At 74.3% G+C, this 15698-nt stretch carries 18 protein-coding genes; 10 read left to right on the top strand and 8 right to left on the bottom strand.

Features of this window, described 5'->3' with window-relative positions:
• Positions 1 to 73: 73 nt before the first annotated feature.
• Entirely contained in the window at positions 74 to 934 is an 861-nt protein-coding gene (locus tag A4V12_RS11750) for an Fpg/Nei family DNA glycosylase (RefSeq protein ID WP_064069246.1), read from the top strand.
• Between the two features lie 9 nt (positions 935 to 943).
• Here A4V12_RS11750 and A4V12_RS11745 read toward each other — a convergent pair whose 3' ends face one another.
• Complete coding sequence (locus tag A4V12_RS11745; RefSeq protein ID WP_064069245.1) at positions 944 to 1606, bottom strand: zf-HC2 domain-containing protein; 663 nt, start codon at positions 1604 to 1606, stop codon at positions 944 to 946.
• 119 nt (positions 1607 to 1725) lie between these two features.
• Here A4V12_RS11745 and A4V12_RS11740 point away from each other — a divergent pair, with 119 nt between their 5' ends.
• From A4V12_RS11740 to A4V12_RS11715, 6 genes are all read left to right on the top strand, one after another.
• A complete protein-coding gene (locus A4V12_RS11740) occupies positions 1726 to 2469 on the top strand; it encodes a LytR/AlgR family response regulator transcription factor (RefSeq protein WP_064069244.1) in 744 nt (247 codons plus the stop codon).
• Between the two features lie 129 nt (positions 2470 to 2598).
• Positions 2599 to 2877, top strand: a complete 279-nt coding sequence (locus A4V12_RS11735; RefSeq protein WP_064069243.1) for a hypothetical protein — start codon at positions 2599 to 2601, stop codon at positions 2875 to 2877.
• A 213-nt stretch (positions 2878 to 3090) separates the two neighbouring features.
• Positions 3091 to 3477 carry a hypothetical protein gene (locus A4V12_RS11730; protein ID WP_064069242.1) on the top strand — a complete coding sequence of 129 codons (387 nt, stop codon included), beginning with the start codon at positions 3091 to 3093 and terminating at the stop codon, positions 3475 to 3477.
• Between the two features lie 17 nt (positions 3478 to 3494).
• Positions 3495 to 5264, top strand: a complete 1770-nt coding sequence (locus A4V12_RS11725; RefSeq protein ID WP_064069241.1) for a cation acetate symporter — start codon at positions 3495 to 3497, stop codon at positions 5262 to 5264.
• Entirely contained in the window at positions 5261 to 6490 is a 1230-nt protein-coding gene (locus A4V12_RS11720) for a histidine kinase (protein WP_064069240.1), read from the top strand. The genes A4V12_RS11725 and A4V12_RS11720 overlap by 4 nt, the downstream gene beginning before the upstream one ends.
• A 56-nt stretch (positions 6491 to 6546) precedes the next feature.
• Positions 6547 to 6768, top strand: a complete 222-nt coding sequence (locus A4V12_RS11715; protein ID WP_064069239.1) for a DUF6296 family protein — start codon at positions 6547 to 6549, stop codon at positions 6766 to 6768.
• Between the two features lie 75 nt (positions 6769 to 6843).
• Here the strand turns inward: A4V12_RS11715 and A4V12_RS11710 are convergent, their stop codons facing one another.
• Together A4V12_RS11710 and A4V12_RS11705 are read right to left on the bottom strand one after the other, a co-directional pair.
• Positions 6844 to 7350: a hypothetical protein gene (locus A4V12_RS11710; RefSeq protein ID WP_064069238.1), complete on the bottom strand. Its 507-nt coding sequence runs from the start codon at positions 7348 to 7350 to the stop codon at positions 6844 to 6846.
• Between the two features lie 183 nt (positions 7351 to 7533).
• Positions 7534 to 8073 carry a sigma-70 family RNA polymerase sigma factor gene (locus tag A4V12_RS11705; protein ID WP_064069237.1) on the bottom strand — a complete coding sequence of 180 codons (540 nt, stop codon included), beginning with the start codon at positions 8071 to 8073 and terminating at the stop codon, positions 7534 to 7536.
• A 269-nt stretch (positions 8074 to 8342) separates the two neighbouring features.
• On the opposite strand from A4V12_RS11705, the gene A4V12_RS11700 reads away from it, so the two are divergent.
• A complete protein-coding gene (locus tag A4V12_RS11700) occupies positions 8343 to 9557 on the top strand; it encodes a CapA family protein (RefSeq protein ID WP_064069236.1) in 1215 nt (404 codons plus the stop codon).
• An 88-nt stretch (positions 9558 to 9645) separates the two neighbouring features.
• On the opposite strand, the gene A4V12_RS11695 is transcribed toward A4V12_RS11700, so the two are convergent.
• Entirely contained in the window at positions 9646 to 11091 is a 1446-nt protein-coding gene (locus A4V12_RS11695) for an amino acid permease (protein ID WP_064069235.1), read from the bottom strand.
• A gap of 196 nt (positions 11092 to 11287) precedes the next feature.
• Between A4V12_RS11695 and A4V12_RS11690 the strand changes: the two genes are divergently transcribed.
• Positions 11288 to 12160: a polysaccharide deacetylase family protein gene (locus tag A4V12_RS11690; protein WP_064069234.1), complete on the top strand. Its 873-nt coding sequence runs from the start codon at positions 11288 to 11290 to the stop codon at positions 12158 to 12160.
• 55 nt (positions 12161 to 12215) lie between these two features.
• Here A4V12_RS11690 and A4V12_RS11685 read toward each other — a convergent pair whose 3' ends face one another.
• Positions 12216 to 12878: a class F sortase gene (locus A4V12_RS11685; RefSeq protein WP_064069233.1), complete on the bottom strand. Its 663-nt coding sequence runs from the start codon at positions 12876 to 12878 to the stop codon at positions 12216 to 12218.
• A 324-nt stretch (positions 12879 to 13202) separates the two neighbouring features.
• Between A4V12_RS11685 and A4V12_RS11680 the strand changes: the two genes are divergently transcribed.
• Positions 13203 to 13688 carry a hypothetical protein gene (locus tag A4V12_RS11680; protein WP_064069232.1) on the top strand — a complete coding sequence of 162 codons (486 nt, stop codon included), beginning with the start codon at positions 13203 to 13205 and terminating at the stop codon, positions 13686 to 13688.
• A gap of 110 nt (positions 13689 to 13798) precedes the next feature.
• Here the strand turns inward: A4V12_RS11680 and A4V12_RS11675 are convergent, their stop codons facing one another.
• The 3 genes from A4V12_RS11675 to A4V12_RS39460 all read right to left on the bottom strand — a co-directional run bounded on the left by A4V12_RS11675 (position 13799) and on the right by A4V12_RS39460 (position 15512).
• Entirely contained in the window at positions 13799 to 14356 is a 558-nt protein-coding gene (locus A4V12_RS11675; RefSeq protein ID WP_064069231.1) for a hypothetical protein, read from the bottom strand.
• A gap of 168 nt (positions 14357 to 14524) precedes the next feature.
• A complete protein-coding gene (locus A4V12_RS11670; protein WP_064069230.1) occupies positions 14525 to 15298 on the bottom strand; it encodes a DUF4239 domain-containing protein in 774 nt (257 codons plus the stop codon).
• Positions 15299 to 15377: 79 nt separating this feature from the next.
• Complete coding sequence (locus A4V12_RS39460) at positions 15378 to 15512, bottom strand: hypothetical protein (RefSeq protein ID WP_267893188.1); 135 nt, start codon at positions 15510 to 15512, stop codon at positions 15378 to 15380.
• Between the last annotated feature and the right edge of the window lie 186 nt (positions 15513 to 15698).

The raw sequence follows: 15698 nt of genomic DNA, 5'->3' as shown, positions 1-15698 counted from the left end.
GCCCCGGCCCCCCGGCCGCGGCGGAAGCGGCCTCCGGGCGGCGCGGCCGGCGGCGCTGCGGCAGGCTGGAACCATGCCCGAACTGCCCGAGGTCGAAGCCCTGCGAGAGTTCCTCGACGAGAACCTCGTGGGCAAGGAGATCGCCCGCGCCCTGCCCGTCGCGATCAGTGTCCTCAAGACGTACGACCCGCCGCTGTCCGCGCTCGACGGCACCACCGTCACCGCCGTCGGCCGGCACGGCAAGTTCCTCGACATCGAGGCGGGCGGGCTCCACCTGCTGGTCCACCTCGCCCGGGCCGGCTGGCTCCAGTGGCGGGACGTCCTGCCCTCCGGGCCGCCCCGGCCCGGCAAGGGCCCGCTCGCCCTGCGCGTGGCGCTCACCGGCGGCGACGGCTTCGACCTCACCGAGGCGGGCACCACCAAGCGCCTCGCCGTGCACCTCGTCCACGACCCCGCCGACGTGCCGGGCGTCGCGCGCCTGGGCCCGGACCCGCTCGCCGACGGCTTCGACCGGGAGGCGTTCGCCGCCCTCCTCGCGGGGGAACGGCGCCAGGTCAAGGGCGCCCTGCGCGACCAGAGCCTCATCGCGGGCATCGGCAACGCCTACAGCGACGAGATCCTGCACGCCGCCCGCATGTCCCCCTTCAAACCGGTGCGCAACCTCGGCGACGACGAGGTGACCACGCTGTACGAAGCCATGCGCGGCACCCTCGCCGAGGCCGTGGAGCGCTCGCACGGTCTGGCGGCCGGCCGCCTGAAGGCCGAGAAGAAGAGCGGGCTGCGCGTCCACGGCCGTACCGGGGAACCGTGCCCCGTCTGCGGCGACACCATCCGGGAGGTGTCGTTCAGCGACTCGTCGCTCCAGTACTGCCCCACCTGCCAGACCGGCGGCAAGCCCCTCGCCGACCGGCGCCTGTCCCGCCTGCTGAAGTAGCCCGGCGCCTCAGGGCCGCACCGACACCAGCCGCTCGCCCTCCACGGTCCGCACCTCCAGCCGCTCGATCTCACCGATCGGCATCGCGATGCCGCCCTCCATGAAGGGCTCGTCGCCCGGATCCGTCGCCCACGTCATGACCGGCCACGACCGGCCGTCCGTACCGACCACGAACAGCTCGCACACGTGCGGCCCCTTCACCCCGGCCACCCGCAGCGCCACCTCCGTGCCCCACTCCCGCTCCCGCAGTGACACCGACGCCGACGCCCCGGTCGCCGTGTCCGTCGCCGCGACCCGCCGCACCCCCGGGTCCCCGGCGTCCGCGCCCTGTCCGGTCAGCAGGACGGCGCCCGGCACCGCGACGGCCAGCGCCGCGGCCACCCCGACGACCCCGGACCGCCACCGCCGCGCCGGCAGCCGCCGCGGCCGGCGCGCCCTGCGGCGTCCCGACGTGCCCCCCGCGGCCGCCTGGCCCCGTGACGCCCCCGTGGGCCGCAGCGGTTCGCGGCCCGCCAGCTGGGCGAGCGCCGAGGCGGTGAACGCGAAGTCCACGAGCCCGGCCGTGCAGACCGCGCACCGTGCGAGGTGCTCCTCGCACGCGAGGGCGTCCGCCGGTTCCAGCACGCCCAGCGCATAGGCGGCGACATCGTGATGCCGCTCCCGCAGACTCATGGGGGTGCCTCATTCCCGCGTACGCGTCCGTGTGCCGTGTGCTTCACTGAAGCCTTGCGCCAAGGAGTACGCATCCGAGCCGTTCCTCGCTCAATCGCCCCACGCCTACACTCCGCACCATGGTGCGCGTACTGGCCGTCGACGACGAGAAGCCCGCTCTGGAGGAGCTGCTGTACCTCCTGCGCTCCGATCCGCGGGTGCGCAGCGCGGAGGGCGCCACCGACGCCACGGAGGCGCTGCGCCGCATCGGGCGGGCCCTGGAGGCCGGACCCGACGGCGAGGACGCCATCGACGTCGTCTTCCTCGACATCCACATGGCCGGTCTCACCGGGCTCGACATCGCGCGCCTGATAGCCGGGTTCGCCAGGCCGCCGCTGATCGTGTTCGTCACCGCGCACGAGGGGTTCGCGCTCCAGGCGTTCGACCTCAAGGCCGTCGACTACGTCCTGAAGCCGGTCCGCAGGGAGCGGCTGGCCGAGGCGGTGCGCCGCGTCCGCGAACTCGCCGAACCGGCGATCGTGCCCCAGGTGCCGGAGCAGATCCCGGTCGAACTGGGCGGCGTGACCCGGTTCGTGAGCGTCGACGACATCGCGTACGTCGAGGCCCAGGGCGACTACGCGCGGCTGCACACCGACACCGGCAGCCACCTGGTGCGCATCCCGCTGTCCACGCTGGAGGAGCGGTGGGCGGCGCGCGGCTTCGTGCGCATCCACCGCAGTCACCTCGTCGCGCTGCGCCGCATCGACGAACTGCGCCTGGACGCCGGGACGACGACCGTCCGGGTGGGCAGCGCCGAGCTCGCCGTCAGCCGCCGGCACGCGCGCCAGTTGCGCGACCTGCTGATGCGGCAGGCACGCGGCTGACCGCCGTTCGACGCGCGGCGGGGCCCGCTCGGCGACGGGTGCGCCGGTTCCCGGCGGTGGCGGCCGCGCGGCGCCTACCCTTGATCACCGGACGGAGTACCGCAGACCGGGTACGGGGAGGGGCGGGGCGTGACCGCGGAGATCGAGGCGCTGCTGGCCGAGCTGCGCGCGCTGCCGGACCTCCGGCCGGCCGGGCCGCAGGAGGCGCGGGCCCTGCTCGCCCGCGTCCGGAGCGCCGCCGGCCGCTGGGCGGACGTGCTGTACGAGGTCCAGGAGTCCACGCACGGCCTGGTCGGCCCCCGCACGGCCACCGCCCTGGAAACGGCGTTCCGCCGGGCGGAGGAGTCCTACGTCGAGCTGGAGATCGCCCTCGCCGACACCACCCCCCGGACCAGGCCCGGCGCCTGACGTCCCGCCGGGCCCTGCGCCACCGCCCGCACCGCCCTGCCCGTCCCGCACCGCCCGTCCCGCACCGCCCCGCCTCGCCCCACCCCGTGCCGCGGGCCGCCCAGCGGCGTCCGGGCAGCCCGCCGGAACAGGGGTCTACCTTCGGTTATGGCTTCTGCGTAGACTCCACCAACCGGACCAGCCCGCCCCCGCCAGAACCACCCACGGACGCCGATGCCCGCAGAGCACACGCCCGCGCGCCGCCCCCGCCGCGAGACGGTCACCGGGGTGCCGCGCTCCGCCCGCCGCCCGCCCGGTCACGCGCCCGCCCGCTCCGAGATCAGCGAGCAGACCACCCTCGGCCACACCTACGTACGCTCCCTGATGCGCAGCCAGCTGCGCGCCGCGCTCTACGCGCTCGCCGGCCTCGCGCTGCTCGTCGGCTCGCTGCCGCTGCTGTTCGCGCTGCCCACCGCGCTGGGCCACGGCACCGCCCGGCCCTTCGTGTGGGCCGCCCTCGGAGTCGGCGCGTACCCCGTCATCTGGCTGATCGCCCGCTGGTACGTGCGCCGCGCCGAGCGCAACGAGAGCGACTTCACCGGCCTGGTGGAAGGCCGCTGAGCCGGGATGGACCGGACGTGAACCAGACCTACGCGGTGGCCGCCGTCACCGCCGTCGTCCTGGCGACCGTGCTCATCGGCGCGCTCGGGCTGCGCATCTCCCGTACCACCTCCGACTTCTACGTCGCGTCCCGCACCGTGGGCCCCGGGCTCAACGCCGCCGCCATCAGCGGCGAGTACCTGTCCGCCGCCTCCTTCCTGGGCATCGCCGGACTCGTCCTCCTCCAGGGGCCCGACATGCTCTGGTACCCGGTCGGCTACACCGCCGGGTACCTCGTCCTGCTGGTCCTGGTCGCCGCCCCGCTGCGCCGCTCCGGCGCGTACACGCTCTCCGACTTCGCCGAGGCCCGCCTGGAGTCGCCGCAGGCACGCAGGCTGGCCAGCCTGTTCGTCGTCGGCGTCGGCTGGCTGTACCTGCTGCCGCAGCTCCAGGGCGCGGGCCTGACGCTGGAGATCCTCACCGGCGCGCCCGGCTGGGTCGGCGGGCTGGTCGTCGCCGTGGTGGTGACGGGCGCGGTCGCCGCCGGCGGGATGCGCAGCATCACCTTCGTCCAGGCCTTCCAGTACTGGCTGAAGCTCACCGCCCTGCTGGTGCCCGTCCTGTTCCTGGTCACCGCGTGGTGGGGGGACGACGCGCCGCGCGCCCGGTTCGACGCGCCCGCCGTCTTCCGGGAGCACACCGCCGTGACGATCGACGACACCGTGCGCGTCGACGTCGACGCGCCGCTGACCGTGACCGTGTCGGGGCGCGTCGACTCCACCGCGTACGACGGGGACCGCGTCACCCTCACCGAGGGCGGCCACCTGGTCGAGGCCGGGACGACGCTGGGCTTCCCCGCCGGAGCGCACGTCCCCGAGCGGGCCGCCACCGGCGGCGACCCCTCCCCGGCGGCCGGCCGGGGGGACCCCCGGAGCTGGTCGCAGCCGCTGGCGGACGGCCGGGACGGCCATCGGCTGTACGCCACCTACGGGCTGATCCTCGCCACGTTCCTCGGCACCATGGGGCTGCCGCACGTCGCCGTCCGCTTCTACACCAGCCCCGACGGCCGCACCGCACGCCGCACCACGCTGGTCGTCCTCGGCCTGGTGGGCGCCTTCTACCTGCTGCCGCCGGTGTACGGCGCGCTGGGCCGGATCTACGCGCCCGAGCTGACCCTGACCGGTGCGGCCGACGCCGCCGTGCTCGTCCTGCCCGACCGGGTGGTGGGCGGTACGGCCGGTGAGCTGCTGGGCGCGCTGCTCGCGGGCGGGGCGTTCGCCGCGTTCCTGTCGACGGCGTCGGGGCTGACCATGTCGGTCGCGGGGGTGCTCAGCCAGGACGTGCTGCCCTCCCGGGGGGTGCGGCACTTCCGGCTGGCGACCGTGCTCGCCGTGGCGGTGCCGCTGGCCGTCAGCCTGGTGGCCACGAACGTGCCGGTGGCCGACGCCGTGGGCCTGGCGTTCGCCGTGTCGGCGTCGTCGTTCTGCCCGCTGCTGGTGCTGGGCATATGGTGGCGCCGGCTCACCCCGCCCGGCGCGATGGCCGGCCTGGTGGCGGGCGGCGGGGCGGCGCTCACCGCCGTGATGGCGACCCGTGCGGGCCTCGCACCGGAGGGGTGGCCGCACACCCTGATGGCGTGGCCCGCCGTCTGGTCCGTGCCGCTCGGCTTCCTCACCATGGTGGCGGTGTCGCTGGCCACGCCCCGCCGCGTACCGGCGGGCACCCCGGCGATCCTGGCCCGGCTGCACCTGCCCGAGGGCCTGGTCGGCCGCCCCCGGCCGGGGCAGCCGGAAGGCGCCGGCCGGTGAGCGGCGCGAGCGGTGTCCTCCTCGCCGCCCTGGCCGCGGCGGCGGCGGTGCTCCTCGCCGCCGGGTTCGCGCTCGGCCGGCTCACCGCACGGCGGGCCGGCAAGGACGTCCTGGACCTGGGCACCCCCGTCGAGCGCGCCACCTTCCACACCCTGCACACCGCGTCCCTCGCCGCTCCGCCGCTGCGCGCCGGGCTGACCGAGGACACCGCCCGCAAGGCGGCCCGCCGGCTGCGGTCCCTGCTCGGGACGGAGGCGCTGTGCCTGACCGACCGGACGGCCGTCCTCGCCTGGGACGGTCCCGGCGGCGACCACCACCGGGGCCAGGTGATGGAGCGGGTCGCCGAGGTGCTCGGCTCCGGGCGGGGCCAGAGCGTGCGCGCCGCGTGCGACGAGCCGGACTGCCCGCTGCGCTGGGCGGTGGTCGCGCCGCTGACCGGCGAGGAGGGCGTGCTGGGCGCCCTCGTCGCGTACGGCTCGCGCGAGTCGGCGGTGCTGGCGCGGGCGGCGACGGAGGTGGCCCGCTGGGTGTCGGTGCAGCTGGAGCTGGCGGAGCTGGACAGGTCGCGCACCCGGCTGATCGAGGCCGAGATCCGGGCCCTGCGCGCGCAGATCTCCCCGCACTTCATCTTCAACTCCCTCGCGGCCATCGCCTCCTTCGTCCGCACGGATCCGGAGCGGGCCCGCGAACTGCTGCTGGAGTTCGCCGACTTCACCCGGTACTCCTTCCGGCGGCACGGCGAGTTCACCCAGCTCGCCGACGAGCTGCGCTCCATCGAGCAGTACCTGGCGCTGGCGGGCGCGCGCTTCGGGGACCGCCTGCGGGTCAGGCTCCAGGTCGCGCCCGAGGTGCTGCCGGTGACGCTGCCGTTCCTCTGCCTCCAGCCGCTGGTCGAGAACGCGGTCAAGCACGGTCTGGAGGACTCCCGCACCACCTGCCGGGTGACGATCGCGGCGGAGGACGCGGGCGCCGAGGCGGTCGTCACCATCGAGGACGACGGGGTCGGCATGGACCCGGACGTCCTGCGCGCCGTGCTGTCGGGGGAGCGCGCCCCGGGGTCCGGCATCGGCCTGTCCAACGTCGACGAACGGCTGCGCCAGGTGTACGGGGACGACTACGGCCTCGTCGCCGAGACGGGTGCCGGCGCGGGGATGAAGGTCACGGTGCGTATCCCCAAGTATCACGCGGGTGTCCACCGCGATCCACCGACGTCCGTTCGTGAATGAATTGTCCCGGTATGGGGACGCGGGTGCGTGGCGGCGAACGCTCACGGGAGGCAGTCATGCGCATCCACGATCACTACGAGCTGGACTTCGGGCAGGAGGACGTCGTGCTGGTGCACCGCACCGAGCGCAGCGGAGCCGGGGGCCACCCGGTGTACTCCGACGACACCGGCATCGTGCTGGCGGAGATCAGTGACCGGGGCGAGGTGCGGATGCTGGCCAGCAGCGGCCACCAGGACCTTCCGGTCCGGGTGCGGGCGCGCCCTGTCCAGCCGCACTGAGCCGGCCGCCCGACCGCCGCCCGGCGGCGTCCTCCGGCCGGGCCGTCCCGTTGCGCCGCGCCGCGCGCGGGAGGCTCAGAACAGCCGGAGGGCCAGGTGCCCGAGCGGGAGGCCGAGGCGCCAGGACGGCAGCCACACCGCCTCCGACTCGTCGACCGTGAACCCGGTGGCGGCCGGCCCGGCCGACAGGGCGCCCAGGTCGGTGGCGAGCAGGTGGGTGCCCTCCAGCCGCCGCCAGGTCTCCCGCGCCAGGGCGAGGCCCTCGTCCTCGTCGCCGTCGCGCTCCCGGCGGGCGGCCAGCCGTTCGCGTACCCACTCCTCCCAGGGGTGGCCGTACTCGGTGCGGGTCAGCCACTCGTCCAGCCGCTCCTGGCCGCCCGGGCCGTTGGCGGGGTCGGTGCCGTCGCCCAGGTAGACGGTGAGCGCCAGTGTCCGGCGGCCCGCCTGGTACTCCAGCGAGCCGGGTTCGACCAGGCCGCCGGCTCTCAGCAGTTCGTCGGCGATGTACTCGGCACACAGCCAGGCCATCGGGACGGCCAGCCCCCCGCCCCCGCCGGTGCCGTTCGTGCTCTCGGGCCGCAACGTTCCCACCTTCTCCCGGACGTCCTGCGCGTGCGTGTGGTCCTCGACGACGAGCCTCTACCGTGAGGCACGGCCCGCGGCCGCTCTTTGCTCAACTCGGCGGTGTGGTTTCGCCTACATTCCGGCCGGGGCCGTGACACGCGTGCGGCGAGGTGCCCGGAGTGGGTGGTGGGGTGGGAGGGGTCAGCCCGGCAGCGAGCCGGAGAGCGACCTGCTGTACCCCGGCAGGCCCCTGCCGAGCGCCCGCAGTGCGTAGTGCGACCGCGACTTGACCGTCCCGGCCGGTATGCCCAGCTCCGCCGCGGCCTCCTTCACGGAGAGTCCGTCGAAGTAGATCCGCACCAGCACGGCCCGGTGCTCGGGGCTCAGCTCCCGCACCGCGGCCCGTACGTCCAGGGCGGCGACGGCGGTCTCGGTGACGTCCGAGGGGTCGGGGGTGCCGGCCAGCACGCAGTCGCCGATCTCGGCGGGGCGGGCCATCCGGGAGCGGCGCGCGTCGATAGCCAGCCGCCTGCCGACCGTGAAGAGCCACGGGCGCATCGACTCGTAGGGGGCCTCGAACGCCTCGGGGTGCTGCCAGGCGCGTACCAGCGTCTCCTGCAGCAGGTCCTCGGCACGCTGTCTGTCGCCGTACGTCAGGCCGAGCAGGAAGCCCAGCAGCGCCGGGCCGTGTTCCCGCTGGAGCTCCTCCAGGGCCCGCTCGTCCGTGGTGGCCGCCGTCATCGTTCACACCCTTCCGCGCCGTACTCGCACCTCGACGCGTATACGAACGCATCCCGGCCCGCGGGGACAGGCGCCGCACCGCGGTGTGCGACGAGCGGTCACACCGAGCGGCGAATGGTGCGGCGAACGGTCGGCCGGGACGGGAGGCCCGATATCAATGCGTTTGTATGATTTTGCGTATTTAAGGATTGGCTGATCCTCATTTCCCGTAGGGATCCAGGCGAGCACCCGCCTCTCCCCAGCACCCCGAGCCCTACGGAGCACGGCTGATGACCACCACACCCATGCGACGGACGACGGTGGCGGCGGCCACCGTGCTCCTCGCCGCGACGGCGGGCTGCGCCGGCCCGCGCACCGGGACGCCCACCACCGCCGCCGCCACGGCCGACCGCCCGCTCGGGGCCGCCCGCACCGCGCCCTCGTCGGCGGGCGGGCCGGCCGCCGCCCCCGACCGCGGGTTCACCCTCGTGGCCAGCGGCGACGTCCTGCCGCACGCCTCGATCATCCGGCAGGCCCAGGCGGACGCGGGCGGCACCGGGTACGACTTCCGCCCCATGCTCGCGGGCGTCAAGCCCGTCGTCTCCCGGGCCGACCTCGCCATCTGCCACATGGAGACGGTGTACGGCAAGGACGGCGGGCCCTACACCGGCTACCCGTCCTTCAAGTCGCCGCCCGAGGTCGCCACCGCGCTGGCCGCCACCGGCTACGACGCCTGCTCCACCGCCTCCAACCACACCCTGGACGACGGCGCCGCCGGCCTCGGCCGCACTTTGGACGCCCTCGACAAGGCGGGCATCCGCCACGCCGGCTCCGCCCGCACGGCCGAGGAGGCGGCCCGCCCCACGCTGCTCCCGGTGGGCGGCGCCAAGGTGGCTCACCTGGCGTACACCTACGGCACCAACGGCATCCCGCTGCCCGAGGGGCGGCCGTGGGCCGTCAACCTCATCGACGAGAACCGGATCCTCACCGACGCGCGGGCGGCCCGTACGGCCGGCGCCGACGTCGTGGTGGTGAGCCTGCACTGGGGCACCGAGTGGCAGACCGCCCCGGACAAGCAGCAGCTGGACCTCGGCCGGAGCCTCACCGCCGCCGCCACCGGCGGCCGCCCCGACATCGACCTGATCATCGGCACCCACGCCCATGTGCCGCAGGCGTACGAGAAGGTCAACGGGACCTGGATCGTCTACGGCATGGGCGACCAGATCGCCGGCGACATGATCAACCACAGCGGCGCCTTCGACCCGCGCGGCAACCAGGGCACGATCGGCCGCTTCACCTTCGCCCCGCCCGCCGGACCCGGCGCCCGGTGGAAGGTGGCGAAGGCGGAGTTCCTGCCGCAGTGGTTCAACACCGGCACGGGCCGGGTGACCAACCTCAACGCCGCGATCCGGTCGGGCGAGAACCTCACCGCCGTGCGCGACCGCATCCGGCAGGTGGCCCTCAGCCGAGGCGCCGCCAAGGACGGCCTGGTGATGGGGGAGTAGCGGGCCCCGCCCCGTGAGGGCGAAGCGCGGGGAGGGGCGCCGGAACACCTCCGGCGCCCCTCCGGCGGGACGTACGCCGCCGCGGGACCTACGGCGCGGGCGGGCCTTCCGCGCGCCGGCCCTCGGCCTCGGCCCTGGCCAGGTTGGAGTGGCGGAACGAGTAGGCGAAGTAGACCACCAGGCCCAGGGCGAACCAGACGGCGAAGCGGGCCCACGTCTGCCACTGAAGGAACGTGATGAGCCAGATGGAGAAGACCACGCCGATCGCCGGCACGAACGGCATCCCCGGCGTGCGGAACGTGCGCGGCAGCTCCGGCCGCTTGTAGCGGAGCACGATCACCGCGACGCACACCACGACGAACGCCAGCAGGATGCCGATGTTGGTCAGCTCGGCCGCCTCGCCGATCGGCAGGAACCCCGCGATGAGCGCCGACGCCACACCGACGATCCAGGTCACCCGGGTCGGGACGTGCCGGGTGGCGTGCGTCTTGGCGAACCAGTGCGGCAGCAGCCCGTCCCTGGACATGGAGAACCACACCCGGGTCACGCCCAGCATGAACGTGAACATCACGGTGAGGATGCCGATGATCGCGCCCACCGCGATGACGTCCGCCAGCCCGTCGAGGCCCACCGACTTGAAGGCGGTCGAGAAGCCGCTCTCCGGGTCGATCTCGGTGTAGTTCTGCATACCCGTCAGGACCAGGCAGGCCAGCACGTACAGCACCATCGAGATGGCCAGGGAGTAGAGGATCGCCTTCGGCATGTGGCGCTGCGCGTCCTTGGACTCCTCGGCCGCCGTCGACATGGCGTCGTAGCCGAAGACCGCGAAGAACACGGTGGCCGCACCGGTGAACGCGCCGCCCACCCCGTACGGGAAGAAGGGGGTGTAGTTGTCGGTCGTGATGTGGAAGAAGCCGACCACGATCACCAGCAGCACGACCAGCACCTTCAGGACCACCACGACCGTCTCGAAGCGCGCCGCGTTCTTGATGCCCAGGGTGAGCAGGTACGCGATCAGCAGGCAGAGCACCGCGGCGAACAGGTCCACCTGGTGGCCCTCGCCGGTCCCCGGGGCCCCCAGCATCCAGGCGGGCAGCTCGGCACCGAACTCGCCGAGCAGGAAGTTGAAGTAGCCGGAGATGCCGATGGCGACGACCGCCACGATCGCGGTGTACTCCAGCAGCAGGTCCCAGCCGATCAGCCAGCCGACCAGCTCGCCGAGGACCGCGTACCCGTACGTGTAGGCCGACCCCGCCTTGGGGATCAGCCCGGCGAACTCGGCGTAGCTGAACGCGGCGGCGGCGCTGGCGACGCCCGCGATGAGGAACGAGACGAGCACGGCGGGACCGGCGGTCCCGTTGGCGACCGTACCGGCGAGGGTGAAGATGCCCGCGCCGATGATGCCGCCGACACCGATGGCCGTCAGCTGCCACAGCCCCAGCGTCCGGGTGAGCCGTTCCTCCTCGACGCCCTCCTCGATCAGTTCGATGGGTTTGCGGCGCAGAATTCCCTGCCCCGCACGGATTCGGGCCATGAGCGTCACCTCTTTGCAGACGGCATCGGCTGACGGCGGATCATGATGGCCCAGGCGGGGACCCGGGGGAAGACGACACACACCGCGCGGGGCCCCCGCTCGCCGTACGGCGGCCGGCTGGTCCCATCGGGTGCAATCGGCCCCCCGGACGGTGTGGGTCAGGGGCGCGGGGCATCGGCCATGCGAGTTATCAGTCATGAAAACCGATCAAATGCCCACCGGGCGGCGGATGGTGCTGCGCATCGCGGCCGCGCTGGGGGCCACCACGACGTTCGGCCTGTTCGCACTGGAACGCACCGGCAGCCCTCCCGGCGGCCCCGCCGCCCCGTCCCACCCCCCTGCCCCCGTCCCCTCCGGCGCCGCCGGTCCCCACGCCGGCGCTCCGGCGGGCCCCCCGCACGCACCGTCCGCCTACCGGCTCCAGCCGATGACCGCGTACGCGCCACCCCGCCACCGGCGCGCCCTGCCGCCCGTGCGGCAGCGGCCCTTCCTCAGGATGTCCGGCGCCGGCCGGTCGATGGTCCTCTCCTTCGACGACGGGCCCGACCCCCGCTACACGCCCGCCATCCTGAGCACCCTGCGCCAGTACGGCGTGCGGGCCATGTTCTTCGTCTGCGGCGAGATGGCGGCGGTCAACCAGGACCTCCTGCGCGAGATGGCCGACGACGGGCACGTCGTCGGCAACCACTCCTGGTCCCACCCGCTGATCCCCCGGCTCCGGCCCTCCCGCATCCGCGACGAGCTGGGCAGCACCAGCGACCTCATCGAGCGCACCCTCGGCTCCCCGCCGCTGTGGTACCGCGCCCCCTACGGCGCCTGGAACCGGCACTCGTTCGAGATCGGCGCCGAGCTCGGCATGGAGCCGCTGGCCTGGACGGTCGACACGCTCGACTGGCAGGAGCCCGGCACGGGACCGATCGTACGCAGGGTCCTGGACGGTGCCGGGCCGGGCGTCGTCGTCCTCTCGCACGACGCGGGCGGCGACCGCTCCCAGAGCGTGGCCGCCCTGCGCACCTACCTCCCGGAACTGCTGGCGGCGGGCTACCACCTCACCGTGCCGCGCCGGTGAGGCACCGCACGGCGCCCGCCGGGCGGGCCGCCCCCGGTCCGGGCGGCCGGCCCGCTCAGCGGGTCGCCACCAGCCGCGCGAAGGCGACGACGTTGCCGTCGTATCCGTGGGCCTTGGAGTAGCCGCCGCCGCAGGTGATCACGCGGAGCTCCGGGTGCCCGGTGTCGCCGTAGACGCGCACGCCGGGGAAGTCCTCCTTGGAGAAGACCTCGATGCCGTACACCTCGAACACGGCCACCCGCCCGTCGAAGCGGGTCACCTCCACGTGGGCCCCCCTCTTGAGCGAGCCGAGCCCGTAGAAGACCGCCGGACCGGCCTCGTTGTCGACGTGCCCGACGACCACCGAGGTACCGCGCTGCCCCGGTGAGATGCCGTTCTGGTACCAGCCGGCCATGTTGGGGTCCTGGGCGGGCGGCGCCTCGATCCAGCCCGCCTGGTCCAGCCCGACGTCCATGATCGGGGCGTCGACGTCGATCGACTCGATACGGATCCGCGAGGCGGGCGCGTACGCGAGCGGCCGCAGCCCCACCGGCGCGACCGGCGCGGCGCCCACGCGGCGGTTCTCCGAGACGGCGGCGGGGGCCGGCTGGGGCGGGCCGGGCTCCTCGTCGACGCCGTTCCGCATCAGCGCGAGACCGGTGAGCATGACGAGAGCCAGCGCTCCCCACGGTGAGCGTCTCCTCGTCTCGAAGCCACTGTGGTCCAGGCCCCTGCCCATGGTTCTCCCTTCGCGGCGTAGTACGCACGCTAAGTGCGCCGCACGGCACCGGCGATCAGGAGAGGGGCGAACGGGTGGCGGGCGCCAGAGGGGATGACCCATCCGTGTCATCGTCGTACGGAGCCCGCCCCGGCCGCCCTGACGGTCCGTGACCTGCGGCTCCGTCAGATACGTGGGGGGCGTGGGCGGCGTGTCGGCTCACCGGGGTGGACGAGTGCCGAAATGCGGTAATCACACCGGCTTGTGAAGGTTCGTCGTGGAAGACGTACTCGTCGAATCCTCCCGGAGCGCCGCTTCGGGGCGTCTTCCACTGGAGGTTCAACGATGCGTGCTTCACGCGCTCTCGCGGTGGCCGCCACCGCCGGCGCGGCCATCGGGCTCTGCGCCCCCGTGGCCTTCGCCAACAACGGTCCCACCAACGTCACGGTCTCCCCGACCCGGGTGCACCAGGGAGGCCAGCTCGCGGTCAGCGCCATGGGGTGCGGCCACGGCGGCACGGTCACGTCCAACGCCTTCCCCAAGACGGCGCTCACCGTCAACCCCTCGGGGCACTCGGCCGCCACGCCCCGCATCTACGACCACGCCACGCCGGGACAGTACAACCTGGCCGTCAAGTGCAGTGACCACTCCATGGTGGTCACCAGGACCTTCACGGTCGTCCGCGGCCGCGGCTCCCAGGGCGGCATCGGCGGCTCGATGGCGCCGAGCTCCACCGAGATGGCCATCGGCGGCGCCCTGGTCGCCACGGCCGCCGTCGGCGGCGGGCTGTTCATCACCCGCCGTCGCCGCCTCAGCGGCGGAAAGGCCTGACCGGCCGAACCTCCCGGTCGGCCGAACACGCCCGTCGCCCCGAGTCCTGGTCGGTCAGGACTCGGGGCGACGGGCGTGCGGGGCGGGGGCCGCTCCCCGCGGGGCGCCGCTCAGTGGCGGCGGTTGTCGGCACGGCGGCGCAGCATGAAGACGACACCGGTGGCGGCCGCCACCACCAGGCCGGTACCGGCCGCGAGCTGGCCGGCGTTCAGGCCGCCGATGCTGCCGCCCACGCCGCCCCGTACGCCCTGGCTCGGCGCCGTGGTCGTCACCGTCCGCGTCGTGGTCACCGTCGGCACGGCGGTCGAGCTGGTGGTCGGAGTGCTGGTGGCCGGGGCGATGCTGAGGTCGACCGTGCCCGGCGTACCGCCGGCGCACGTGAAGGACACCGTGTAGACCGCGCCCCGCCGGGCGTCCCAGTCGACGGTGGCCGTCGCCGACCGGCCGGCCGGGATGGTGACCGTGTCGAAGACGCCCGAGGAGGCCATGGCGGTGCCGGAGCAGCCGGGGGCCGTGAGCACCACCCTGCCCCCCGGCTGGACGGTCGAGGGGCTGATGGCGAAGTCACCGGGGGCGTACTTGCCGGAAGCCACCGCCGGGGCGGGGGCGGTCAGGGCGAGAGCGGCCGCTCCGAGGAGAGCGGCGGAGGCGGCACCTATCGCGCGCATCGTCAATCCTCCGGGTCCCGAGGGGCAGCTGCGGAACGGATATCCACAAAGCGTCTGATATGCACCTCGATGCCGGAAACGCTAAGAGCGCCTTACCACAACCGCGATCCCAGACGGGCGAATGGGGCACCGAGGTCCCCCGTACGGCCGACGGAACGGCGCCGCCGGTCAGTCCCCGAGCCCCTCGATGTGCGGGAAGAGGTTGAGGAAGGGGTCCGGGGTCGCCGAGATCCCGCGCCCGAACGGCGCGTCGAAGGCCCAGATCAGGAACAGCAGGAAGGCGATCAGCGCGCTGAAGAGCCCCGCCAGCAGCAGCTCCCGGAACGTCCGCCGGATCTGGAGCGTGAAGATCAGCCCGACCGTGATCAGCGCCCCCGTGATGAGGCCGAACCACACCACTCCCGGCATGGTGGCGCCCGCGTTCTCGGCGCGGGCGCTGCGCGCGTCGTCGGCGACCGCCACCTGGTCCACCATCGGCTGGTAGGCGTCGCCCTCGTGGGCGTCGGCCGGCCGGTAGTCGGAGACGCTGCGGCGCACCCGCTCCAGCAGCGCGGTGCCCTCCTCGGTCAGCTCGCCCCGGTCGGCCATGGTGCGCCACTCGGTGTCGACGACGTGCGAGACGTACGCGTCCACGTCGGCGCGGATGCGGGCGCGCACGTCCGCGGGCCAGACCTCGGCCCTGGCGGACACCTCGTGCAGCGCCTGGGCCTCCTGGCGGACGCTCTCCTGGGCGGCGCTGCGGCCCTCCCACACGCCGGCGATCGCCAGGCCCAGCACGATGGCGTACACCACGCCGATCATCATCGTCATGTACTCGATGACGTCGGGGGTCTCGGAGGGATCGTCGTCGTCGCCGATCCGGCGGTTGTTGATGACGACGATGGTCAGGACGACCGCGCAGGCGGCGGCCATCGCGATGGACAGGACGAGCCATTCCGACAAGGTGTTCTCCGGGCGGGCGGTTCCGGCGGATGTCCGGCGGATGTCTGGTGGGTCTGAGGACGTGCGGGAGTTCCGGGGGCTAGCGGGAGGAGCGGGGCCGCAGGATCGCGGCGCCGAACACCGCGGGAGCCATGATCAGGAGCATCACGGTCACGGTGCTCGGGCCTCCCGCCGGTTCGGCGCGCTGCGCCCGCCGGTAGGCGGGCAACGGCACGGGCGGCGGCGGGAAGGGGCGGGGGCGGAGCGACGGGCCGGGCGCCGGGGGCGGTGCCCCGGGCGCGGGCGGCGCACCCGGTCCGGGCCCCGCCGCCGGCGCGGCCGGGGGAGGCGGGGGCGGGGCGGGGGCCCCGGGGGCCGCGGGTGGTGGCGGGGGGCCCGGGGCGGCAGGGTGGGGGGGGGG

The sequence above is a fragment of the Streptomyces noursei genome (assembly GCF_001646665.1).
GTDB classification, from domain to species: domain Bacteria; phylum Actinomycetota; class Actinomycetes; order Streptomycetales; family Streptomycetaceae; genus Streptomyces; species Streptomyces lavendulocolor.
The sequence above is the reverse complement of the archived record's forward strand: the minus strand, read 5'-3'. Positions and strand labels throughout refer to the sequence as shown.

Bases quoted from the DNA above. Each gene is read 5' to 3' on its own strand.
- A4V12_RS11750 (WP_064069246.1), top strand. From the start codon at position 74: ATGCCCGAACTGCCCGAGGTCGAAGCCCTGCGAGAGTTCCTCGACGAG.
- A4V12_RS11745 (WP_064069245.1), bottom strand. From the start codon at position 1,606: ATGAGTCTGCGGGAGCGGCATCACGATGTCGCCGCCTATGCGCTGGGC.
- A4V12_RS11740 (WP_064069244.1), top strand. From the start codon at position 1,726: ATGGTGCGCGTACTGGCCGTCGACGACGAGAAGCCCGCTCTGGAGGAG.
- A4V12_RS11730 (WP_064069242.1), top strand. From the start codon at position 3,091: ATGCCCGCAGAGCACACGCCCGCGCGCCGCCCCCGCCGCGAGACGGTC.
- A4V12_RS11715 (WP_064069239.1), top strand. From the start codon at position 6,547: ATGCGCATCCACGATCACTACGAGCTGGACTTCGGGCAGGAGGACGTC.
- A4V12_RS11705 (WP_064069237.1), bottom strand. From the start codon at position 8,073: ATGACGGCGGCCACCACGGACGAGCGGGCCCTGGAGGAGCTCCAGCGG.
- A4V12_RS11700 (WP_064069236.1), top strand. From the start codon at position 8,343: ATGACCACCACACCCATGCGACGGACGACGGTGGCGGCGGCCACCGTG.
- A4V12_RS11695 (WP_064069235.1), bottom strand. From the start codon at position 11,091: ATGGCCCGAATCCGTGCGGGGCAGGGAATTCTGCGCCGCAAACCCATC.
- A4V12_RS11690 (WP_064069234.1), top strand. From the start codon at position 11,288: ATGAAAACCGATCAAATGCCCACCGGGCGGCGGATGGTGCTGCGCATC.
- A4V12_RS11685 (WP_064069233.1), bottom strand. From the start codon at position 12,878: ATGGGCAGGGGCCTGGACCACAGTGGCTTCGAGACGAGGAGACGCTCA.
- A4V12_RS11680 (WP_064069232.1), top strand. From the start codon at position 13,203: ATGCGTGCTTCACGCGCTCTCGCGGTGGCCGCCACCGCCGGCGCGGCC.
- A4V12_RS11675 (WP_064069231.1), bottom strand. From the start codon at position 14,356: ATGCGCGCGATAGGTGCCGCCTCCGCCGCTCTCCTCGGAGCGGCCGCT.